This window comes from Sphingobacterium sp. UBA5789, from assembly GCF_002418355.1.
In the GTDB taxonomy this organism is placed as follows: domain Bacteria; phylum Bacteroidota; class Bacteroidia; order Sphingobacteriales; family Sphingobacteriaceae; genus Sphingobacterium.
This window is the reverse complement of sequence record NZ_DIDX01000001.1, coordinates 1-15,895: the sequence shown is the minus strand read 5'-3', so window position 1 is coordinate 15,895 and position 15,895 is coordinate 1. Positions and strand designations below refer to the sequence as shown.

At 40.7% G+C, this 15,895-nt stretch carries 12 protein-coding genes; 4 read left to right on the top strand and 8 right to left on the bottom strand.

Annotation, left to right across the window (positions count from 1 at the left end; translation table 11 throughout):
• Positions 1–215: 215 nt before the first annotated feature.
• From B4B65_RS00060 to B4B65_RS00050, 3 genes are all read left to right on the top strand, one after another.
• Positions 216–500: an HU family DNA-binding protein gene (locus B4B65_RS00060; RefSeq protein WP_037461054.1), complete on the top strand. Its 285-nt coding sequence runs from the start codon at positions 216–218 to the stop codon at positions 498–500.
• Between the two features lie 20 nt (positions 501–520).
• Entirely contained in the window at positions 521–1,357 is an 837-nt protein-coding gene (locus B4B65_RS00055) for a tetratricopeptide repeat protein (RefSeq protein ID WP_201680982.1), read from the top strand.
• Positions 1,358–1,659: 302 nt separating this feature from the next.
• Entirely contained in the window at positions 1,660–3,213 is a 1,554-nt protein-coding gene (locus tag B4B65_RS00050; RefSeq protein WP_003001733.1) for an Rne/Rng family ribonuclease, read from the top strand.
• A gap of 26 nt (positions 3,214–3,239) precedes the next feature.
• Here the strand turns inward: B4B65_RS00050 and miaA are convergent, their stop codons facing one another.
• The 3 genes from miaA to B4B65_RS00035 form a co-directional block, all read right to left on the bottom strand.
• Entirely contained in the window at positions 3,240–4,142 is a 903-nt protein-coding gene (miaA, locus tag B4B65_RS00045; RefSeq protein WP_293912198.1) for a tRNA (adenosine(37)-N6)-dimethylallyltransferase MiaA, read from the bottom strand.
• A gap of 50 nt (positions 4,143–4,192) precedes the next feature.
• Positions 4,193–5,365 (bottom strand): Gfo/Idh/MocA family protein, encoded by a 1,173-nt coding sequence (locus B4B65_RS00040; RefSeq protein ID WP_003009879.1) that lies wholly within the window; start codon positions 5,363–5,365, stop codon positions 4,193–4,195.
• A 61-nt stretch (positions 5,366–5,426) separates the two neighbouring features.
• Positions 5,427–6,206 carry a hypothetical protein gene (locus tag B4B65_RS00035; RefSeq protein ID WP_293912194.1) on the bottom strand — a complete coding sequence of 260 codons (780 nt, stop codon included), beginning with the start codon at positions 6,204–6,206 and terminating at the stop codon, positions 5,427–5,429.
• Between the two features lie 114 nt (positions 6,207–6,320).
• Between B4B65_RS00035 and def the strand changes: the two genes are divergently transcribed.
• Positions 6,321–6,899 (top strand): peptide deformylase, encoded by a 579-nt coding sequence (def, locus tag B4B65_RS00030; protein WP_293912192.1) that lies wholly within the window; start codon positions 6,321–6,323, stop codon positions 6,897–6,899.
• A gap of 11 nt (positions 6,900–6,910) precedes the next feature.
• On the opposite strand, the gene B4B65_RS00025 is transcribed toward def, so the two are convergent.
• The 5 genes from B4B65_RS00025 to B4B65_RS00005 are packed head-to-tail and all read right to left on the bottom strand — an operon-like array spanning position 6,911 to position 15,677.
• Complete coding sequence (locus B4B65_RS00025) at positions 6,911–7,534, bottom strand: trimeric intracellular cation channel family protein (RefSeq protein ID WP_201680978.1); 624 nt, start codon at positions 7,532–7,534, stop codon at positions 6,911–6,913.
• A gap of 57 nt (positions 7,535–7,591) precedes the next feature.
• Positions 7,592–9,949, bottom strand: a complete 2,358-nt coding sequence (locus B4B65_RS00020; protein WP_293912188.1) for a GAF domain-containing protein — start codon at positions 9,947–9,949, stop codon at positions 7,592–7,594.
• A 16-nt stretch (positions 9,950–9,965) separates the two neighbouring features.
• The gene (locus tag B4B65_RS00015) at positions 9,966–13,586 is read right to left on the bottom strand and encodes a BamA/TamA family outer membrane protein (protein ID WP_293912186.1); all 3,621 of its coding nucleotides are present in this window, start codon (positions 13,584–13,586) and stop codon (positions 9,966–9,968) included.
• On the bottom strand, positions 13,586–14,479 hold the full coding sequence (locus B4B65_RS00010; protein WP_293912183.1) for an SdiA-regulated domain-containing protein: 894 nt from the start codon (positions 14,477–14,479) through the stop codon (positions 13,586–13,588). The genes B4B65_RS00015 and B4B65_RS00010 overlap by 1 nt, the downstream gene beginning before the upstream one ends.
• Positions 14,480–14,501: 22 nt before the next feature.
• Positions 14,502–15,677, bottom strand: coding sequence for a Pycsar system effector family protein (locus B4B65_RS00005; protein WP_293912180.1), 1,176 nt, complete (start codon positions 15,675–15,677; stop codon positions 14,502–14,504).
• Positions 15,678–15,895: the final 218 nt, after the last annotated feature.

Sequence of the window (15,895 nt, the reverse complement as noted above, 5' to 3'; positions counted from 1 at the left end):
TATTCAAGGTAAAAAGTTGTACTTTTGTCGTTCGTTTACGATTGAAAACAGGAGTCGGTTGGGGATAAATACTTGTTAATGATGCATTTTTGTTGTCATTTTCATTAAAAAACGCAGAAATAATTTCCAAAGCTCGTTTTAAAGCAATACCTTTGCGTCCCCAAAGTGCTGTGTGCTTAAGGGTTGAAATACAAAATAATACAGTAAAAACAGATATGACTAAAGCAGAAATTATCGCAGAGATCTCTAACAAAACGGGTTTAGAGAAAGTAGATGTACAAGAAACAGTAGAGGCATTCTTCAAAGTAGTGAAGAACTCCATGATCGGCGGAGAAAATGTTTATGTAAGAGGTTTCGGTAGCTTCGTAGTGAAAAAAAGAGCTGAAAAAACTGCAAGAAACATTTCGAAAAACACAGCAATCATTATTCCTGAGCACTTCGTTCCAAGTTTCAAACCTGCAAAAGTGTTTGTTGAGAAGGTAAAAAACGGGAATAAATAATTCAACGAAATAATTTCATCATGCAAAAGACCAAGCAAATTGTTGTTATTGCCTTAGTAGTTCTCCTTGTAGGAGCCCTATTGGCGCAGCCAATAAAAGGTCTGGTAGATGGTAAGGAAGAAGCTACAAGTACCAAAGGTACTGAGGCTTCTTCTGTCGTTAATTTAGATGCGATCTCACAGGCATCCAAACAAGGATTAGATGCTAATCTGATTCAGGATATCGCAGATCTGGAATCTAAAGTAAGTAAAGCTTCGGGTGAAGATAAAATTGCACTTTACCAGCAGCTTGCTCAAAAATGGGATGACGTAGCAAAACCTGCTCCTCAGGCATTAATTTATGAGGAAATGGCAAAAATTTCTCCTAAATTTGAGTATTGGTTGAAAGCTGGACAGGCTTATCGCGCCGCCTATACAAATTTACAGGACACCGTATTAGCTTCGGCACTGAATCAAAATGCAATTCATGCATTTGAAGAAGCAACTAAACTTGATGCGTCCAGTCTGGATGCGAAGACAGGTTTGGGGGCTGCCATGGTAACGGGTACGAATAATCCTATGGCCGGTATTGCGATATTGCGTGAAGTCGTGGCAAAAGAACCAAAAAACGTAGAAGCAAACAAAACACTGGGATTGTTTTCACTGCAGTCCCGCCAATTTGATAAAGCAATCGATCGTTTCAAAACGGTTATCGAACAGAAACCCGATGCGGAGTCATACTTTTATTTAGCCACAGGCTATGAAAACATTGGGATGAAGAGTGATGCTATCGCTGCTTTTCAAAAAAGCAAAGAACTGGCATCTGATCCTTCACTCTCTCAATTCATCGATAAACGTATCGAAGAATTAAGCAAGTAACATATTATTTTATAATCATTTAAAAACATTAAAGCTATGCCAAGCGGAAAAAAAAGAAAAAGACACAAAATGGCTACTCACAAACGTAAAAAACGTTTAAGAAAAAATAGACACAAGAAAAAATAAGCTTGTGGGGTTATGACGGTTATTAATGCATATTGCTAACTGAAATAACAGAGTACAATCGATGGATCTGCAATCGTGGATCCATCGATTGTATTTTTTCATTAAACGGGAATTATGTTTCATCGGTGCCCGCCCGGACGGAGTTCGGACAGGAAGGCATCCCAAATATGTAGCTGTTGGTAAAGGAATTAATTATCGATTCTACCCCTGACAAAGGGGTAACTATTGCTTTACTACAGGATAAACAGCTTGTTGAACTAAACAAGGAACAGGCAAACAACAATTTTTCCGTCGGTGATATTTACCTGGGAAGAATAAAGAAGATCATGCCTGGTCTCAATGCAGCTTTCGTAGATGTAGGTTACGAAAAGGATGCATTTCTGCACTATCTGGACCTCGGTCCGCAGGTGCAGTCGTTACTCAAGCTAACCCGTATAGTAAAGAATGGCAGTTATCAAGAGAAACTGCTCAATAGTTTAAAACTAGAAAAGGACATCGATAAGGCAGGTAAAATTTCGGATATCTTGAGCCGGAATCTGTTACTACCTGTTCAGATAGCCAAAGAGCCTATCTCTACAAAAGGACCGCGGTTGAGTTCGGATTTATCCATCGCCGGAAGATTTGTAGTATTAGTCCCTTTCTCGAGTACAGTTTCTATTTCGAAACGAATCAAAGGAAGCGCCGAACGTACACGCCTCAAAAAAGTAGTGGAAGGAATCAAACCTGCCAACTTTGGAGTAATTATTCGGACTGTTTCTGAAGGTAAAGGGGTTGAAGAGTTGCAAAAAGACTTGTTAGACCTGATTTCGAAATGGGAATTATTTACCAAACGCCTTAGAACTGCAGAACCACCCCAGAAAGTGTTGGGTGAGATGGATAGAGCTTCTACCATTTTACGCGATATCCTGACGGATGAGTTTACGCATATATATGTTAATGATCCTGTTATATACGAAGAAACAAAGTCGTATGTGCAGGAGATTTCTCCGGATCTGGAAAAGATAGTCAAACTTTATAAACATAAAGAACCTATCTTCGATCACTTCGGAGTAGAAAAACAAATTAAGGCCTCTTTTGGCAAGACGGTCAATTTGCAGGGTGGTGCTTATCTGGTAATTGAGCATACTGAAGCCTTGCACGTTGTTGATGTAAACAGCGGTAACCGGACAGCCAATAAAGAAAATCAAGAAGACAATGCGTTGCTGGTCAATAAGGAAGCGGCGCGCGAAATAGCAAGGCAATTGCGTTTGCGGGATATGGGCGGTATAGTGGTCATCGATTTTATCGATATGCACAAGCCAACTAATCGTAAGGAATTATTTACTTACTTACGCGAATGTATGCAGGCCGATCGTGCCCGTCATACGATATTACCACCAAGTAAATTTGGATTGGTACAGATCACACGGCAACGTGTACGCCCGGAAATGAGCGTAGTGACTAATGAAAAATGTCCGACCTGTAACGGTACGGGCGAAATCCGATCCAGTATCGTACTAATGGACGATATTGAAAGCAATTTGAGTTTTATTCTGCAGGAACAAAACGATAAGGGAATAACACTATGTGTACATCCTTATATAGAAGCCTACATTAAGTCTGGTTTTGTATCAAAAAGAATAAAATGGTTTATGAAGTTTGGAAGGTGGATCAAAGTAAAAGCCGTCTCTTCATATAGCTTAACAGAATTCCATTTCTTCAATGCGAAGGATGAGGAAATCAAGTTATAAGATATTCTAAAAAGGGGTAGTGTTCACTACCCTTTTTTTATGTTTAATATTTCTCTGCACATCTGTGCTGTACTGCCCTGTTCCAGCCAGTGAATCTGTACATTATCTTTTTCCATTTTGCGAAAGTAAGTCATCTGTCTTTTAGCATAGCGATGTATCTCAGTTTCTAATTTGGTAAAGCAGGCTTCCCTGTTCAGATCCCCTGAAAGATAATAGGAAATATACTTATACTCCAATCCATAATATTGCAGATCATCATGCGTAACACCGTGTGACAAGAGATGCTCTACCTCTTCTACCAATCCCTGATCAATACGTTGTTTCAGTCGCTGAGATATTTTCGTTCTCCGGATCTCTACCGGAGGATCGATACCAAATGCCTGGTAAGTAAAGGGGATGGAAACAGGCTCTGCTGTTCGCTCATATTTATCTAAGCCAGCCAGGATTTCTAATCCCCGGATCATGCGTTTTCGGGTGCTGTTATCAATCTTGAGATCCGGAGGAATTGTTTGCTGATCTAACCGGATTTGTAATTCTTCCCGGGATAAGGTCTCCAATTCTTCCCGTAATTCGGGGTTAACAGGGACATGGCTGTATGGTTTTTCCTGAATGACAGATTGAATATACAAACCTGTGCCCCCGCAAAGTATAGGCTGCTTTCCGCTTTTGACAATATCAAAATAAGCTTTTTGAAAATCATGCTGAAAATCAGAGAGATTATATTTTTCTCCGGGCTCGCATATATCAATCAGATAATAGGGAATATCTTCGTATTCTTTCAGGTCCTTACCCGTGCCGATATCCATCTGTCTGTATACCTGACGGGAATCTGCACTGATAATAGCCCCATTTGTTTTTTTAGCCAATGCAACAGCCAAAGCCGTTTTGCCGGAGGCTGTAGGGCCAAGTATAATAATTACATTTTTCATCGGAACATCAGATTGCTCCGATGAAAAATGTAAGGAATCTTGTCGGTTTATCACACGACAAATTTAGTCCATTTTTCGTTACCTTCATTATTCTGAACGACAGTCTCAATAAAAGCCATACCTCTTACACCATCCTGTACATTTGGAAAATCCAATGATTCAGCAGACGGAGTGAGGCCTTCACGCTTCGCAGATACTGTCAGCGCAAAATTACGGTATATGTTTGCAAAGGATTCCAGTAATCCTTCTGGATGACCTGCCGGAATACGGGTATTGTGCGTCGCAAATGAACTTAATGTATAGGGAGCTGCATATGCATTACCTGTGCGGTAAAGCTGACGGGGCTGATCCAGCATTTTTATAATAAGGTTGTTCGGATCTTCATTTGCCCACTCAAGCCCTCCTTTTTCTCCGTAGATACGGATACGTACTGCATTCTCCTCTCCTGCCGATATTTGAGAAGCCATCAGAACGCCTTTAGCGCCGTCTTCAAATCGCAGTAATACGGAGCCATCATCATCCAGTAAGCGGCCTTCTACGAAAGTGGTCAGGTCAGCACACAGTTCGGTGATCTTCAATCCCGAAACGTATTCTGCCAGGTGTGCAGCATGTGTACCGATATCGCCCATGACCAATGATTTGCCAGAGCGCTTCGGATCTGCACGCCAGGCTGCTCCTGCATTCCCTTCCCGTTCAGAAAGACGGCTCAGCCATCCCTGAGGATATTCTACCACAATCTTCCGGATTTTACCGAAATGTCCTTCTCTCACCATCGCTTTGGCCTGTTTGACCATCGGATAGCCGGAATATGTATGCGTAAGGCATAATGTTCTGCCTGTACTTTCTACAATAGATTTTAGTTCCTGCGCTTCTTCCAGAGAAACAGTCATCGGTTTTTCCACTACCACATCAAATCCATTTTCCAAAGCCAGCTTTGCCGGACCGAAGTGTAAAAAATTAGGGGTAACAATGGTGACAAAATCCATACGCTCACCTTCCGGTAAAGCGGCTTCTTTGGCAATCATTTCTTCATAATTTTCATAAATGCGGTCTGGGGAAACAAATAGTTGCTCTCCGGATTCTCTGGAAATCTGCGGATCAATACTAAAGGCTCCACAAACCAATTCTATCTTTCCGTCCATAAATGCGGCTATGCGGTGAACAGCACCAATAAAGGCATCTTTGCCTCCGCCCACCATGCCCATGCGTAGTTTACGTTTCATCTCTTTTAGCGTTTTAAAACTTAAGTTTATAGTGTTAAATATACACAATACAGGACTTCTTTCATAATGTTAGTACCAATTTGGCACTTCCACTATTATACTTGAGATAGCCTGTTGGATAAGTACGGATGATAGTATCTTCCATATTTTCGGAGAGAAAATACCTTTTCTGGTCTGCTATCCAATATTTTTGTGCCGGAATGGTAGAGCGCTTTTCAAAACCGATACGTTCGAGACTTGATTCCTGCGCCCAATCCAGATCTGTATAGGTCATAATATCCCCGGGATTAAAATCCTGTTGAAAAGCACGGATCAGCTTGCTGATACCGCCGATCACAATATAGGGTTGCTTGTGGCAGAACCGTATCAGTTCAAAGGAGCGATAGCCTTCAGGTTTGTCATGCATGCGGCGACCACCCGAAAAAACAGCTATAGAAATCAGTTCTCCGTCAGCGAACAATCCATATCGGTATTTTCCGGGCATTGCATCCTGCAGGTGAAATTCTTCCTGAAAAGCCATCGAAATCCGTTTATCTATACGTGCTGCTACGGTATTGCGTGCATAAATGCGCTTCCCCTTTCCGGCCAGTGTCCGGATACGGTCGATGATCTTTTGCTCATCTCTCGCCAGCTGGTCTATATCCAGATGAATATTATGGGTGGGATGTGCCGGCTCTTTAATTCGTTCTGTTGCTCCAGCCAGGTAGATGTAAATCTGATAACTGAAGTCCGGCCCCGTAATAAGAGATATGTCGGTCTTACAGTTCTCTAAACGGAGTTCCTTTCCTGTAGAGATAACAAGTTGTTGCATGAAGTATTGAATCTGCTCTGCGTCGGACATATGTACTTAGGGTCAAAGTACAAAAGTAAAGGATACAATCGGATTAAATAAAAGCTTCCTGATATTTGGGTCATAAAAAATATTGGTAACTTTGTACCCACAAAATTTAATAAGATGAAACTGCCAATCGTTGCGTACGGAGATCCGGTCTTGAGAAAAAAGACACAAGAGATAGATGAAGATTACCCGGAGATCAAAGAACTGATCGCCAATATGTATGATACCATGTATGCAGCTCATGGAGTCGGTCTGGCAGCACCTCAGATCGGTTTGCCGATCAGGGTATTTGTGATAGATGCATCTCCGTTTGCAGAGGACGATGATGAAGATAAGTCATTGAAAGATTTCAAAAAGGTCTTTATTAACCCGATTATCGTGGAGGAAACAGGAGAGAAATGGGGATTTAATGAAGGTTGCCTGAGTATTCCGGATATCAATGAAGAGGTATTTCGCCCTTCTAATGTGGTCATTAATTATCTGGATGAAAATTTTGAAGAGCATGAAATCGAACTTTCTGGTCTGGCTGCACGTATTGTTCAGCACGAATATGATCATTTGGAAGGGAAACTTTTTACAGATAAACTGGGGCCATTGAAAAAGGCGATGCTTAAAGGAAAACTGGATGCAATATCTAAAGGACTGATCAGAGTCGGATATAAAATGAAATTTCCGTTTGAAAAGAAAAAACGTTAAGGATTTATTCCTTAACGTTTTTTGTATTCGCCCACTGCAGGAAGAAAAAGCCGGTATTTGATAGAAACAATACGGACAATAAATACAACTGCAGCACCGATAAATGCACACCACGAATTATTGAGCCCTGTGTTTCGCAGCAGGATAAAAGTAATAGCTCCCGCAAGACAGGCCGTAGCATAGATCTCTTTTCGGAATATAAGTGGGGTCTCGTTCATCAGCGTATCTCGTATAACTCCCCCTAAAACTGCGGTAAACATACCAAATACAACTGCCGCAATGGTACTGCTGTCATAGATCAGAGATTTTTGTACACCTACAATGGTGAAAAAACCAATACCTATAGCATCAAATAAAGAAAGTGTACGTGCGTATTTGTCAAGGCGCTCATTTGCAAGGAGTGCGATGCTGACACCGATCAGAATGGCTACAAGGTAGTTTCCGTCATTGACCCATACAGGACGCAGGTTAAGAAAAATATCCCGGAGTGATCCCCCTCCGATAGCGGTAACAAATCCCAGAAAAGTAGCACCAAACATATCGATGTTTTTTCTGTTGGCTGCCATTGCTCCGGATATAGCAAAAAACATCGTTCCGACCAGGTCACTGTAATATATGTAGTTGGCGTCTGTCATCTGAATAATTTGAATTCAATTATAAACAAATTTGCGTAGCTATGTAAGGAAGAACGTTTATTTTTTAACAGGACTATCCAGATTTATACCTACTCGTATTGCTCTCAGACCTTCCACTCCCTGCACTTCCTCCAAATCTAATTCCTCAATACCTGGCAGCAGTAGATGAGTCGCCTGTAAAGATTGTATGCTTTCACGCAATTCTGAGGCCATTTCCTGAGAAAAATATACGATTGCAATTTTATCCGGTTGTGTAAGGCGCTCGAGTGAATGTCTGATCCGTATTTTATCTATTCGTTTTTTTATGATCTGATACCGGATGTTATAAGATCCTTCTACATCAAATCTTCTTTCATCACTGCGGAAGCTGATGTCAATATTGGTAGGATTGACAAAAATCAGCTGTGTGGTCTGTAACGGTATTTTTAATTCAGGCTGCATATGATGCACTAAAATACCGATTCTTGCCATGGTGATAAGTTGCTGAAGACGAAATATCCGGATAATCCTGGAGTCAAATGGCTGTAAAGGGGTAATGGATTCACCGACAAAGATATCGTACTCTATGCCATCCGTTCTGAACTTTTCAAAGTAAGAAGGATAGTTGCCCTGTACAAAGGCATTAAGAACATCGAGTTCCTGACTGATGACAGCATTAAGCTGTTGCAAGGAAATCTCAAATTCATTCTGAAAACAATCGTTGTGTATCTCGTTACAACTTATCTGATTTTCGTAAGATGTGATAAGTGCATTTGTTCCGGCATTATGATGCCTCACCTCCTCAAAAAACTGATTAAGGTCTTTTCTGAAAAACTCTACAATCTTAAGGAGTGCCTCATCAAAGGGTAGCGTAGAAAATAGCTTTCCGGATTGTTGCATTTTATCTCTAAATGCACGGACTGCCGGCGAATCATCTATATCCTGAATCTTTAGAAGCAGTTCTTCCAGTTGCTGATGTTGCAGATTAAAATCGCGCTGTACGGCCTTACTTCTCAGAACAGAAGAATCTCTGACATCTATTGCACCATAGAGCGGATATACATCTCTGAAATAAATGTCTTGTATTTTTGAATTCGGGACATTAGCAGCAAGATCTCCAAGGTATTTGGCTGCAACCTGATTAAATTTCCATTGTACCGCCGGCTGTAAAGCAGTAAACTGTTCCGTAATGACTTTGTCAAGTCTGTTTTTAAATTCCAGAGAGAGATCAAAAGACAACTGAGAAAGCAGTGTCGCTATATGACGAAGTCTTGGCAGGATGCTTTTATCCAGCATTTTTCCATTGGTAGAATAGATCTCCAATACACCAGAGAGCGTATTGTTGTAATATAGCGGCAGGCCTAAATACGAAGTTATCCCTATCTGCTGAAGTGCATTGGTCAGCATAGACTCCGAATCGATCATACCATCCACGAGATTATAGACAATGGAAAAGGGAGAATGCAGATATTCGTAGATAAAATTAGGACTCTCCTCCCTGAAGATATTCTGTAGCTGCCCGAACAATACACTTTTATGTGTGAAGTCTGAATTGACCACAGGTGAGCCATTAAGATGGAAAAGAGGGAAAAGACTGAATTGTACTTCAGAAACACCAAGAAGTATTTTAATAAACTGATCAAGCTTTTGAAAATAATGATTTGTCTCGTAAAGAGACAAGTTGGTCATCATAGACTTGATATGCTGTGTGACGCGTTCTTCAGTGACATTCTGAAAAGTCAAAAGCGTGAATCCTGAAAACTCAAATTTAGTAATATCAAGCACCTTGCTGAGCTGAGACCAGTCCGTGTTTGCTGGATTTCGCTGTTCTTTTAACTGTGTGTAGTCTATGGGAGGCAGGACGCCTTGCACCTGAATATCTACAAAAGTATAATCTGTAATCAGATCATAATAGCTGTTTACCGTTCCGTCTTCATTCTTTAATGTGTACAGAATCTTATCTTTTTCGGTATTCGGAAATCCATAGAATCGCTGTAAAACCAATGCATACAGATGGCGGATCTGGGGATCTATCTCCGGGACAATAAAAGCCGTTTCAGACATATCTTCCTCTTCCAGATTTCTGTCTAGGAAGGAGTAAAGTGCATCTGTGCCATAAGCGACCGTTTTGCTGACCGGAAGTCCGATTCCCCATAGAGTATCCTGATTGTTAGCCATCAGGGATACGGTCAGGTTGTAAATCAGATGAAAAACCTCATCATATGCGGTCATATTATCCAACGTCAGCTTACCGTTTTTGTGCTCAACTTCTCTGATTCTTTTTAAAGCAAATTCAGGAAGAATACGTTTGTGCGGATCAGAGTTTTGGACGATATTATCCAGATAACTGAAAAAAGGGTCGCAGGAGAGTTCTTCTTTAAGAACCGGCCAGTAGCCGGCTTCTTTCCTGTGTATATCTTTTAAATACGATTGCATAATCTCTCATTAATATTTAGAAACGGAAACCCATTGAAAAATAGGGATACCAGCCTTCTGTGGAGTGGGCCATGACAAACTGCAAAGCCAGCATCTTAGCCAAAATGTAATAAGCACCACCACCAATGCCCTGATGCATAGAAGAATCTGTAGTGTTTTCAGACCAGACCTTACCAATATCATAAAGACCCAGTACTCCAATTTCACCGGGAGCAATATAACTGTTAATATGATGTACGCGTATCCGTGCTTCAAGATTATTATAAAAATACTGATCTCCGGCAAACCGGTATTGGCGATATCCTCTGAGATTACCCTGTCCTCCTAGGAACAGGGACTGATAAAAGGCAGGTTTCCCCACATTGGATCCCGCACCGGTTCTGTTGGCAAGTACAATAGCTTTCTGTAAAAAACTTTTGTATACCCCTATCTCGGCAGTCAGCTGTGCATAGGATCTGGAATATTTATTCAGACCTGTATATCCGGAGAGAGAGGTAGAAAAATACCCTCCTTCTGTTGGATTTAAGTGATTGTTGCGATTGTCCTTCATAAAATGCGCTGCAAGTCCTATAAAAGTCTTGTCTTTGGAGACGGTAAGACTGTCGTAAGAGTGAAGAGCGTTGGATGTCAGAATAAACCGGTCTTTGTTTTCTTCCGGATTCATATGATAAGCCTGAAAAGAAGGACCAATGCTGTAGGTAACAGTAGGGCTGGGATTCCAGAGTAAATGTGAATTTATCTCAAAAAGATTAAAACGGGCTCTGTAATACCTGCTGCCATAAGTGTCTTCATGAAATTCAGAGTCATTACCCATCCCGAAAAAATTCTGACTATTGTCCGGAGCTTTGGCATTCGCTTCGACTACCAGATCTGCTTTGCCAAATACTTCTTTCCATTGACCACGATATTTGATACGGTAAGCTCCGGTGCGGATCGCCCCTCCTATTCCGAATTCCTGGGTGTTAGAAAACGGAGTTTTGCGAAAGCCTCGCTGCTGTGTGTATTTAAATCCTGCTCCCAAAAATACTCCGTCATCAGCATTATATCCTGCAGTCAATAAAGGAAGCCAGGTGTTATATAAATTTACGGGAACAAAATCTACATTAGCAGAATCTTTACTGCTTTTCACATGCAGACGGTCAATATCACCGGAGAAATGTGAAGAAGCACTGTTATCATATAGTCTGATAGTTTTGTTGGAATGTTGTATCTCGTATGCTTTGCTATCATAGTTGCCTATAATCCGGAGTCCTATATCTGTGTCGGAAGTATTGACAAAAACGGAATCTGCACCTTTACCTAAATATACTCTTACTTCTTTGGTCATGTCCGGTGAGAATATTTTGTCCATAAGCAATTTAGTCTCTTCGCCTTCTTTATTGATTTTGGTTATTTTAATGCTTAACGCTTTATCCGGAGCATCTTCAATCCGTACTTTTTCATTCTTATCACTCAGATGTACGTCAACAATATTATTTATAAAGCGGTAGTATTTATCCATAGCTGCAGGCATGGCATCTCTGCGGGATTTCAGGTCATGCAATATCGCTTCCCCACGGATAGTGATAGAAGACTGGGGCAACTTGCTGACACTCTCTGTCAATACCTCATCTGTAAGTTGATCCGAAAATTTATGTGCTTCCTTCATCCATTCTTCATAAGACAATTGTACCTGAGGATGTGCATTGAGAAATCGGGATTTGATCATTGAATATTGAATTCTGGGGATTTTGGGACCGAATCCCTGCATAGTGGGCATAATAAAAGGCTGATAAATGTTGGATGTAATAAATCCCTGAGTGACACGCAATGCCTGGTCACGATCCCGGGGAACAGAAACATAGTCACGGTCTTTATCTTTTTTGCCTTTATTTACATCATACCACCTCCACTGATCTTCATGTCTGTCCCAGTCATTGATCAGGACATCCAGCATTCTTGCTCTTAGAAATGTTTTAGCCTTAAATTTATTGTCATTGTCATTTTGCAGCTTTTGCATCATTTTGATGCTGTTGTCAGAGTTACCCAAAGGCTCCCGCTCTTCCAGCAAGGCCACTTGATTTGCAAATAAAAGATTATAAGCGCCTAAAGCGGTATCCGGAGCGACTACCCCGATAACGGGATTGGCTACGGGTACATCTATTGCTTTTGCCAGAGGAGGTATCATTAATGCGGAATAGGGATGTTGGGCACTGTTTGCATCATCCAGAACATTCTGTACAAAAGTGTGATGCAGTTCTTCAGGAATAAGAGATTCTGTCCGTTTGTTTACAGAGCGAAGAGCCCACTCTTTGCCCTGTGCATCTTCCAGACGGAGGGATATAGATTGCATTCCTCCGCCTCTTTTCGTAGGTTTTAACCCGCCATGTAGTTCCGACATGCGTAATACAGGCAGTTTGGTTTCGGCGGCCCATTCTTTTCGGTAGTTTTCACCCAGGAAGAAGCGTTGTAGGGTATTCGCCTCATCATATTTCGGATTGACCCGTACAGTGACACTATCCCGGCCGGCAGTCATGTTGTGTAAAGAGTCTACTATAATATTTATATCCTTATAAGGCTTGGTATATGTGTATGATTCTTTTACCTCATCTTTATCATAGACATAATATGTCATTTTTATATTTCTGTCTTCGAGTTGATCCAGAATTACAAAGCCTTCTTTTTCTCCTTTGTACAAAAGGTGTTTTCCTTTGTGAATATGTGATGCACGTGATCCGGCTCCGCTGACAACCTGTGTAATGTTTTTATCCTGAATGAGTTGGAGCCCGTGATCATGTCCGGAAACATAAATAGTATTAGGAAACTGTTTGAATACAGAAGTCACTTCTGTAATAAGGTCTGTGTATTCAGGATGCGGCTTATCCTCCGGGCTTTGGAATACTGTGGAACGAAGGAGCGGATAGAGTGAGCCGACAACAGGTAGCGGAATGTAAAGATTTTTCCAGCCTTCTGTAAGAGGAAAGAGGTGTTGTTTTACTGAAAAATATCCGCCATGTGGTCCGTAAGTACGCATGGGGTGATGAGAGGCAACTATAATGGTTTTATAACGGTTTTCATATAACAGTTCATCAAGCTGTTGCAGAAAAACAGTTTTAGAATCACATTCGCAATCGATGTCTACTGTTGATTTCTTGTGTGGAAATAACCAATATTCACTGTCATAAGCGATAATAACCAGATCTTCAGAGACCGGAATCTCTACGGGTCCTGGACATCCGTTGGCAGGAAGGACTTTTAATAAGGAATCCTGTTGATCCGCTATAAAGTTCCACTGCGCCCTTATTTTTGCAAGTCCTTCTTTACCCATATTATCCCAATCGTGATTTCCGGGAATAAAGTAAACAGGACTGCCGGCCTGTCTTAGAGGTGAAAATTGGGAGGATAAAATTTCCTTGGTTACTTTTTCTTTTGGATTTCCGGGTAAAGCCATACCAGTAGGATATATATTATCCCCCAGAAAGAGGGTTGTCGTTTTGCCCGGAATAATAAGTTCTGCCGCTTTAGTAATCAAAGCAGTTTGCTGCGGATTGATTTCTCCCCCATCCCCGATCAGAATCAAACGGCTGCGAATCTGTCCGTTTTGAGCAAAAGCTGGACCGGCCAGCAGAAGAAACAAAAAAAGCGATTGAAATTTCATTATTTAAGCAGTTCAAATTTATATAATATCGCTTTGTCTTTATTGCCGGCCTCATTGCTGATATACAAGTTGTCATCGGCATCAAATGCAATCCCTTCCGGCTGTGCATGCTGTTTGCGGCTTAAGGGAGAAACAGACTTTACATTCCATTTGTCATCTGTGATGACCAACACTTTATCTACTGATGAAAGAATATACCATTCATTTGTTGACATACGTTTTGTCAGAGCAGAAGGTTTGAAGGTTTTAGAGAAACTATGGTCAACTTGTTTTAACTGCTCAATATTCAACGTGAATCCTCCGTTCGCTTCCAAATCTCCGCTTTCATTTATTTTGAAGATATAACCGGAAGTCTGCGCTTTCTTTTTGTCTGCGGAACAGGATTTGCACAGCGCAAACACCAACCCACGGGCAGGGTCAGTGGCCAGACCTTCATATTCTCCCTTTGGTAATAGTTCCTTAAAAGTTTTGACCTGCTGTATATTGTTTTTCTCAGTAATGGGAAAAGTATATAACGTACCATTACTCTTTAGAATAATAAAATGACTGTTGCTGACCGCTAAGTCTTCATAATCACCATCTTTTTCGAAAGGGACAGAAGAGAGCTGTTTGTTTGTAAGATTATAAGAGTACAATAAACCCTTTTCATCCTGAATGGCATAAATCCATTCTTTATTATCAGGTAAGAAGGTAATTCCCGAAATTTCCTGCAATTCTTCTGGCAATTCCGTTAGCACTCCCTGATCAAGTTGGTAAGGAAGAGTTGTGGCGGCAGCTGATGGAGCAGATGCTGTATCTTTTGTTTTCGTATTGTTGGCTTTCTGAGAACAGGCCTGAAAAGCATAGGAACTTAAAGATAGAGCCAGGGATAATATAAAGACGGAGCGATTCATAGGCGTCATTTTAAAAGAATGATTATATACTCACGGAAATCAAAAAGGATATAGAAGAAAGAATCAAACCAAGCATAAATATAGCATATGCAATACGCAGTAGTTTGTATTTTCTTCCTAAAACAACTCCCTGTGCATACACATCCTTTGTCAGCATCCCATACAGGAACTCGCTGTCATCCATCACCCTGTTCATTCCTTCCTTATATTCCTCCAGTTTCATTTTATAAAAATTGCCGAAAAACAAGAGGTTTACCGTTTTTTTATTGATCTCTTCCTGTGTGAATACACCAGGTGGCACCTTCGGAATAGTGGACAATATCGCGACTACCATTGTGGATACACTAAAAGATAATAGCATAATAGTAGGAATAACCAGATGCTCGTTACTATCCAGCTTTCTCAACAGTACCGCTATGACCATAGAGAGAATAATCGAATTAACCGTTAATAGAATATTCGCTTTATTATCGGCCATATCACTTAAGCGCTGATTGTTGGATGAGGTAATCCGAAACATAGTTTCTATCCCGCGCTCGGGTTTCTTTTGCCGTTCCTCATTCTTTTTAGAGTAAGTATCCTCTATCAGCTCCTTCCCCTCCTTCTTCTCTTTATCCATTAAGGTTTTCAGATTTTTCTCTTTTTTCTTATTCAGTTTTTCTTTTGCATAATCTGTATGATAGTGATGCTGCTGCATAAGTGCGATCGTTTGCTTTCTCCATTCCTCTTTACCGATCTTCTTCCCTCCCACTGTTTCTGCTTCTTTACGCATAAGTTTATTGCGGGTCTCGAAATTCTCCCCTCCTAAATGAAACAGATCTGCATCACATAATATCTGCTCTAATAAATTAGTGGGTTGCTGCGGCATCCGGGTAGCCATAATGCAACCTACTACCTGATCCTGAATATGCTTATCTATACCTTGTTCTTCAAGAAATGTCCGGGCGAGTTGCGCTCCCCTTCCTTCATGTTGTTTCGCTCCACCATGGAAATAGCCCAGGTCATGGAAATAAGCGGCGCATAAGACAATAAACAGATCTTCTTTATTAAGCGCATAGTGATGGGCGATCTCAGTAGTCGCATTGACCACTTCTGAAGTATGTGAATCATTATGAAAGCATAGCTCGGCAATTTTATGTTGCTTTATAAAGTCTGAAACATAGGCTTGCACTTTTTGGAGGATCAGGTCGTATTCCATTTTAATAACCGTTAAGTATTATAACAAATATATCTACATCTGTAGAAAGTCGTAGCAAAACCTGTTTGTTTTTAATAGAAATATATATTTTTTGATTCCTGGCTGACTTTTACAAGCCGTTTTATAATGACTTTTGAAATTATCTTGTATATTATCAGTGAGTTAAGATTATTATGAACAAAAGCTTTGAAAAAGGTTTGGAAGTAATGTGTTTAAAG

Coding starts and splice junctions, on each gene's coding strand:
- B4B65_RS00020 (WP_293912188.1), bottom strand. CDS start 9,949: ATGCAATCGTATTTAAAAGATATACACAGGAAAGAAGCCGGCTACTGG.
- B4B65_RS00010 (WP_293912183.1), bottom strand. CDS start 14,479: ATGAATCGCTCCGTCTTTATATTATCCCTGGCTCTATCTTTAAGTTCC.
- B4B65_RS00015 (WP_293912186.1), bottom strand. CDS start 13,586: ATGAAATTTCAATCGCTTTTTTTGTTTCTTCTGCTGGCCGGTCCAGCT.
- miaA (WP_293912198.1), bottom strand. CDS start 4,142: ATGAAAAATGTAATTATTATACTTGGCCCTACAGCCTCCGGCAAAACG.
- B4B65_RS00025 (WP_201680978.1), bottom strand. CDS start 7,534: ATGACAGACGCCAACTACATATATTACAGTGACCTGGTCGGAACGATG.
- B4B65_RS00060 (WP_037461054.1), top strand. CDS start 216: ATGACTAAAGCAGAAATTATCGCAGAGATCTCTAACAAAACGGGTTTA.
- B4B65_RS00035 (WP_293912194.1), bottom strand. CDS start 6,206: ATGTCCGACGCAGAGCAGATTCAATACTTCATGCAACAACTTGTTATC.
- B4B65_RS00055 (WP_201680982.1), top strand. CDS start 521: ATGCAAAAGACCAAGCAAATTGTTGTTATTGCCTTAGTAGTTCTCCTT.
- def (WP_293912192.1), top strand. CDS start 6,321: ATGAAACTGCCAATCGTTGCGTACGGAGATCCGGTCTTGAGAAAAAAG.
- B4B65_RS00005 (WP_293912180.1), bottom strand. CDS start 15,677: ATGGAATACGACCTGATCCTCCAAAAAGTGCAAGCCTATGTTTCAGAC.
- B4B65_RS00040 (WP_003009879.1), bottom strand. CDS start 5,365: ATGAAACGTAAACTACGCATGGGCATGGTGGGCGGAGGCAAAGATGCC.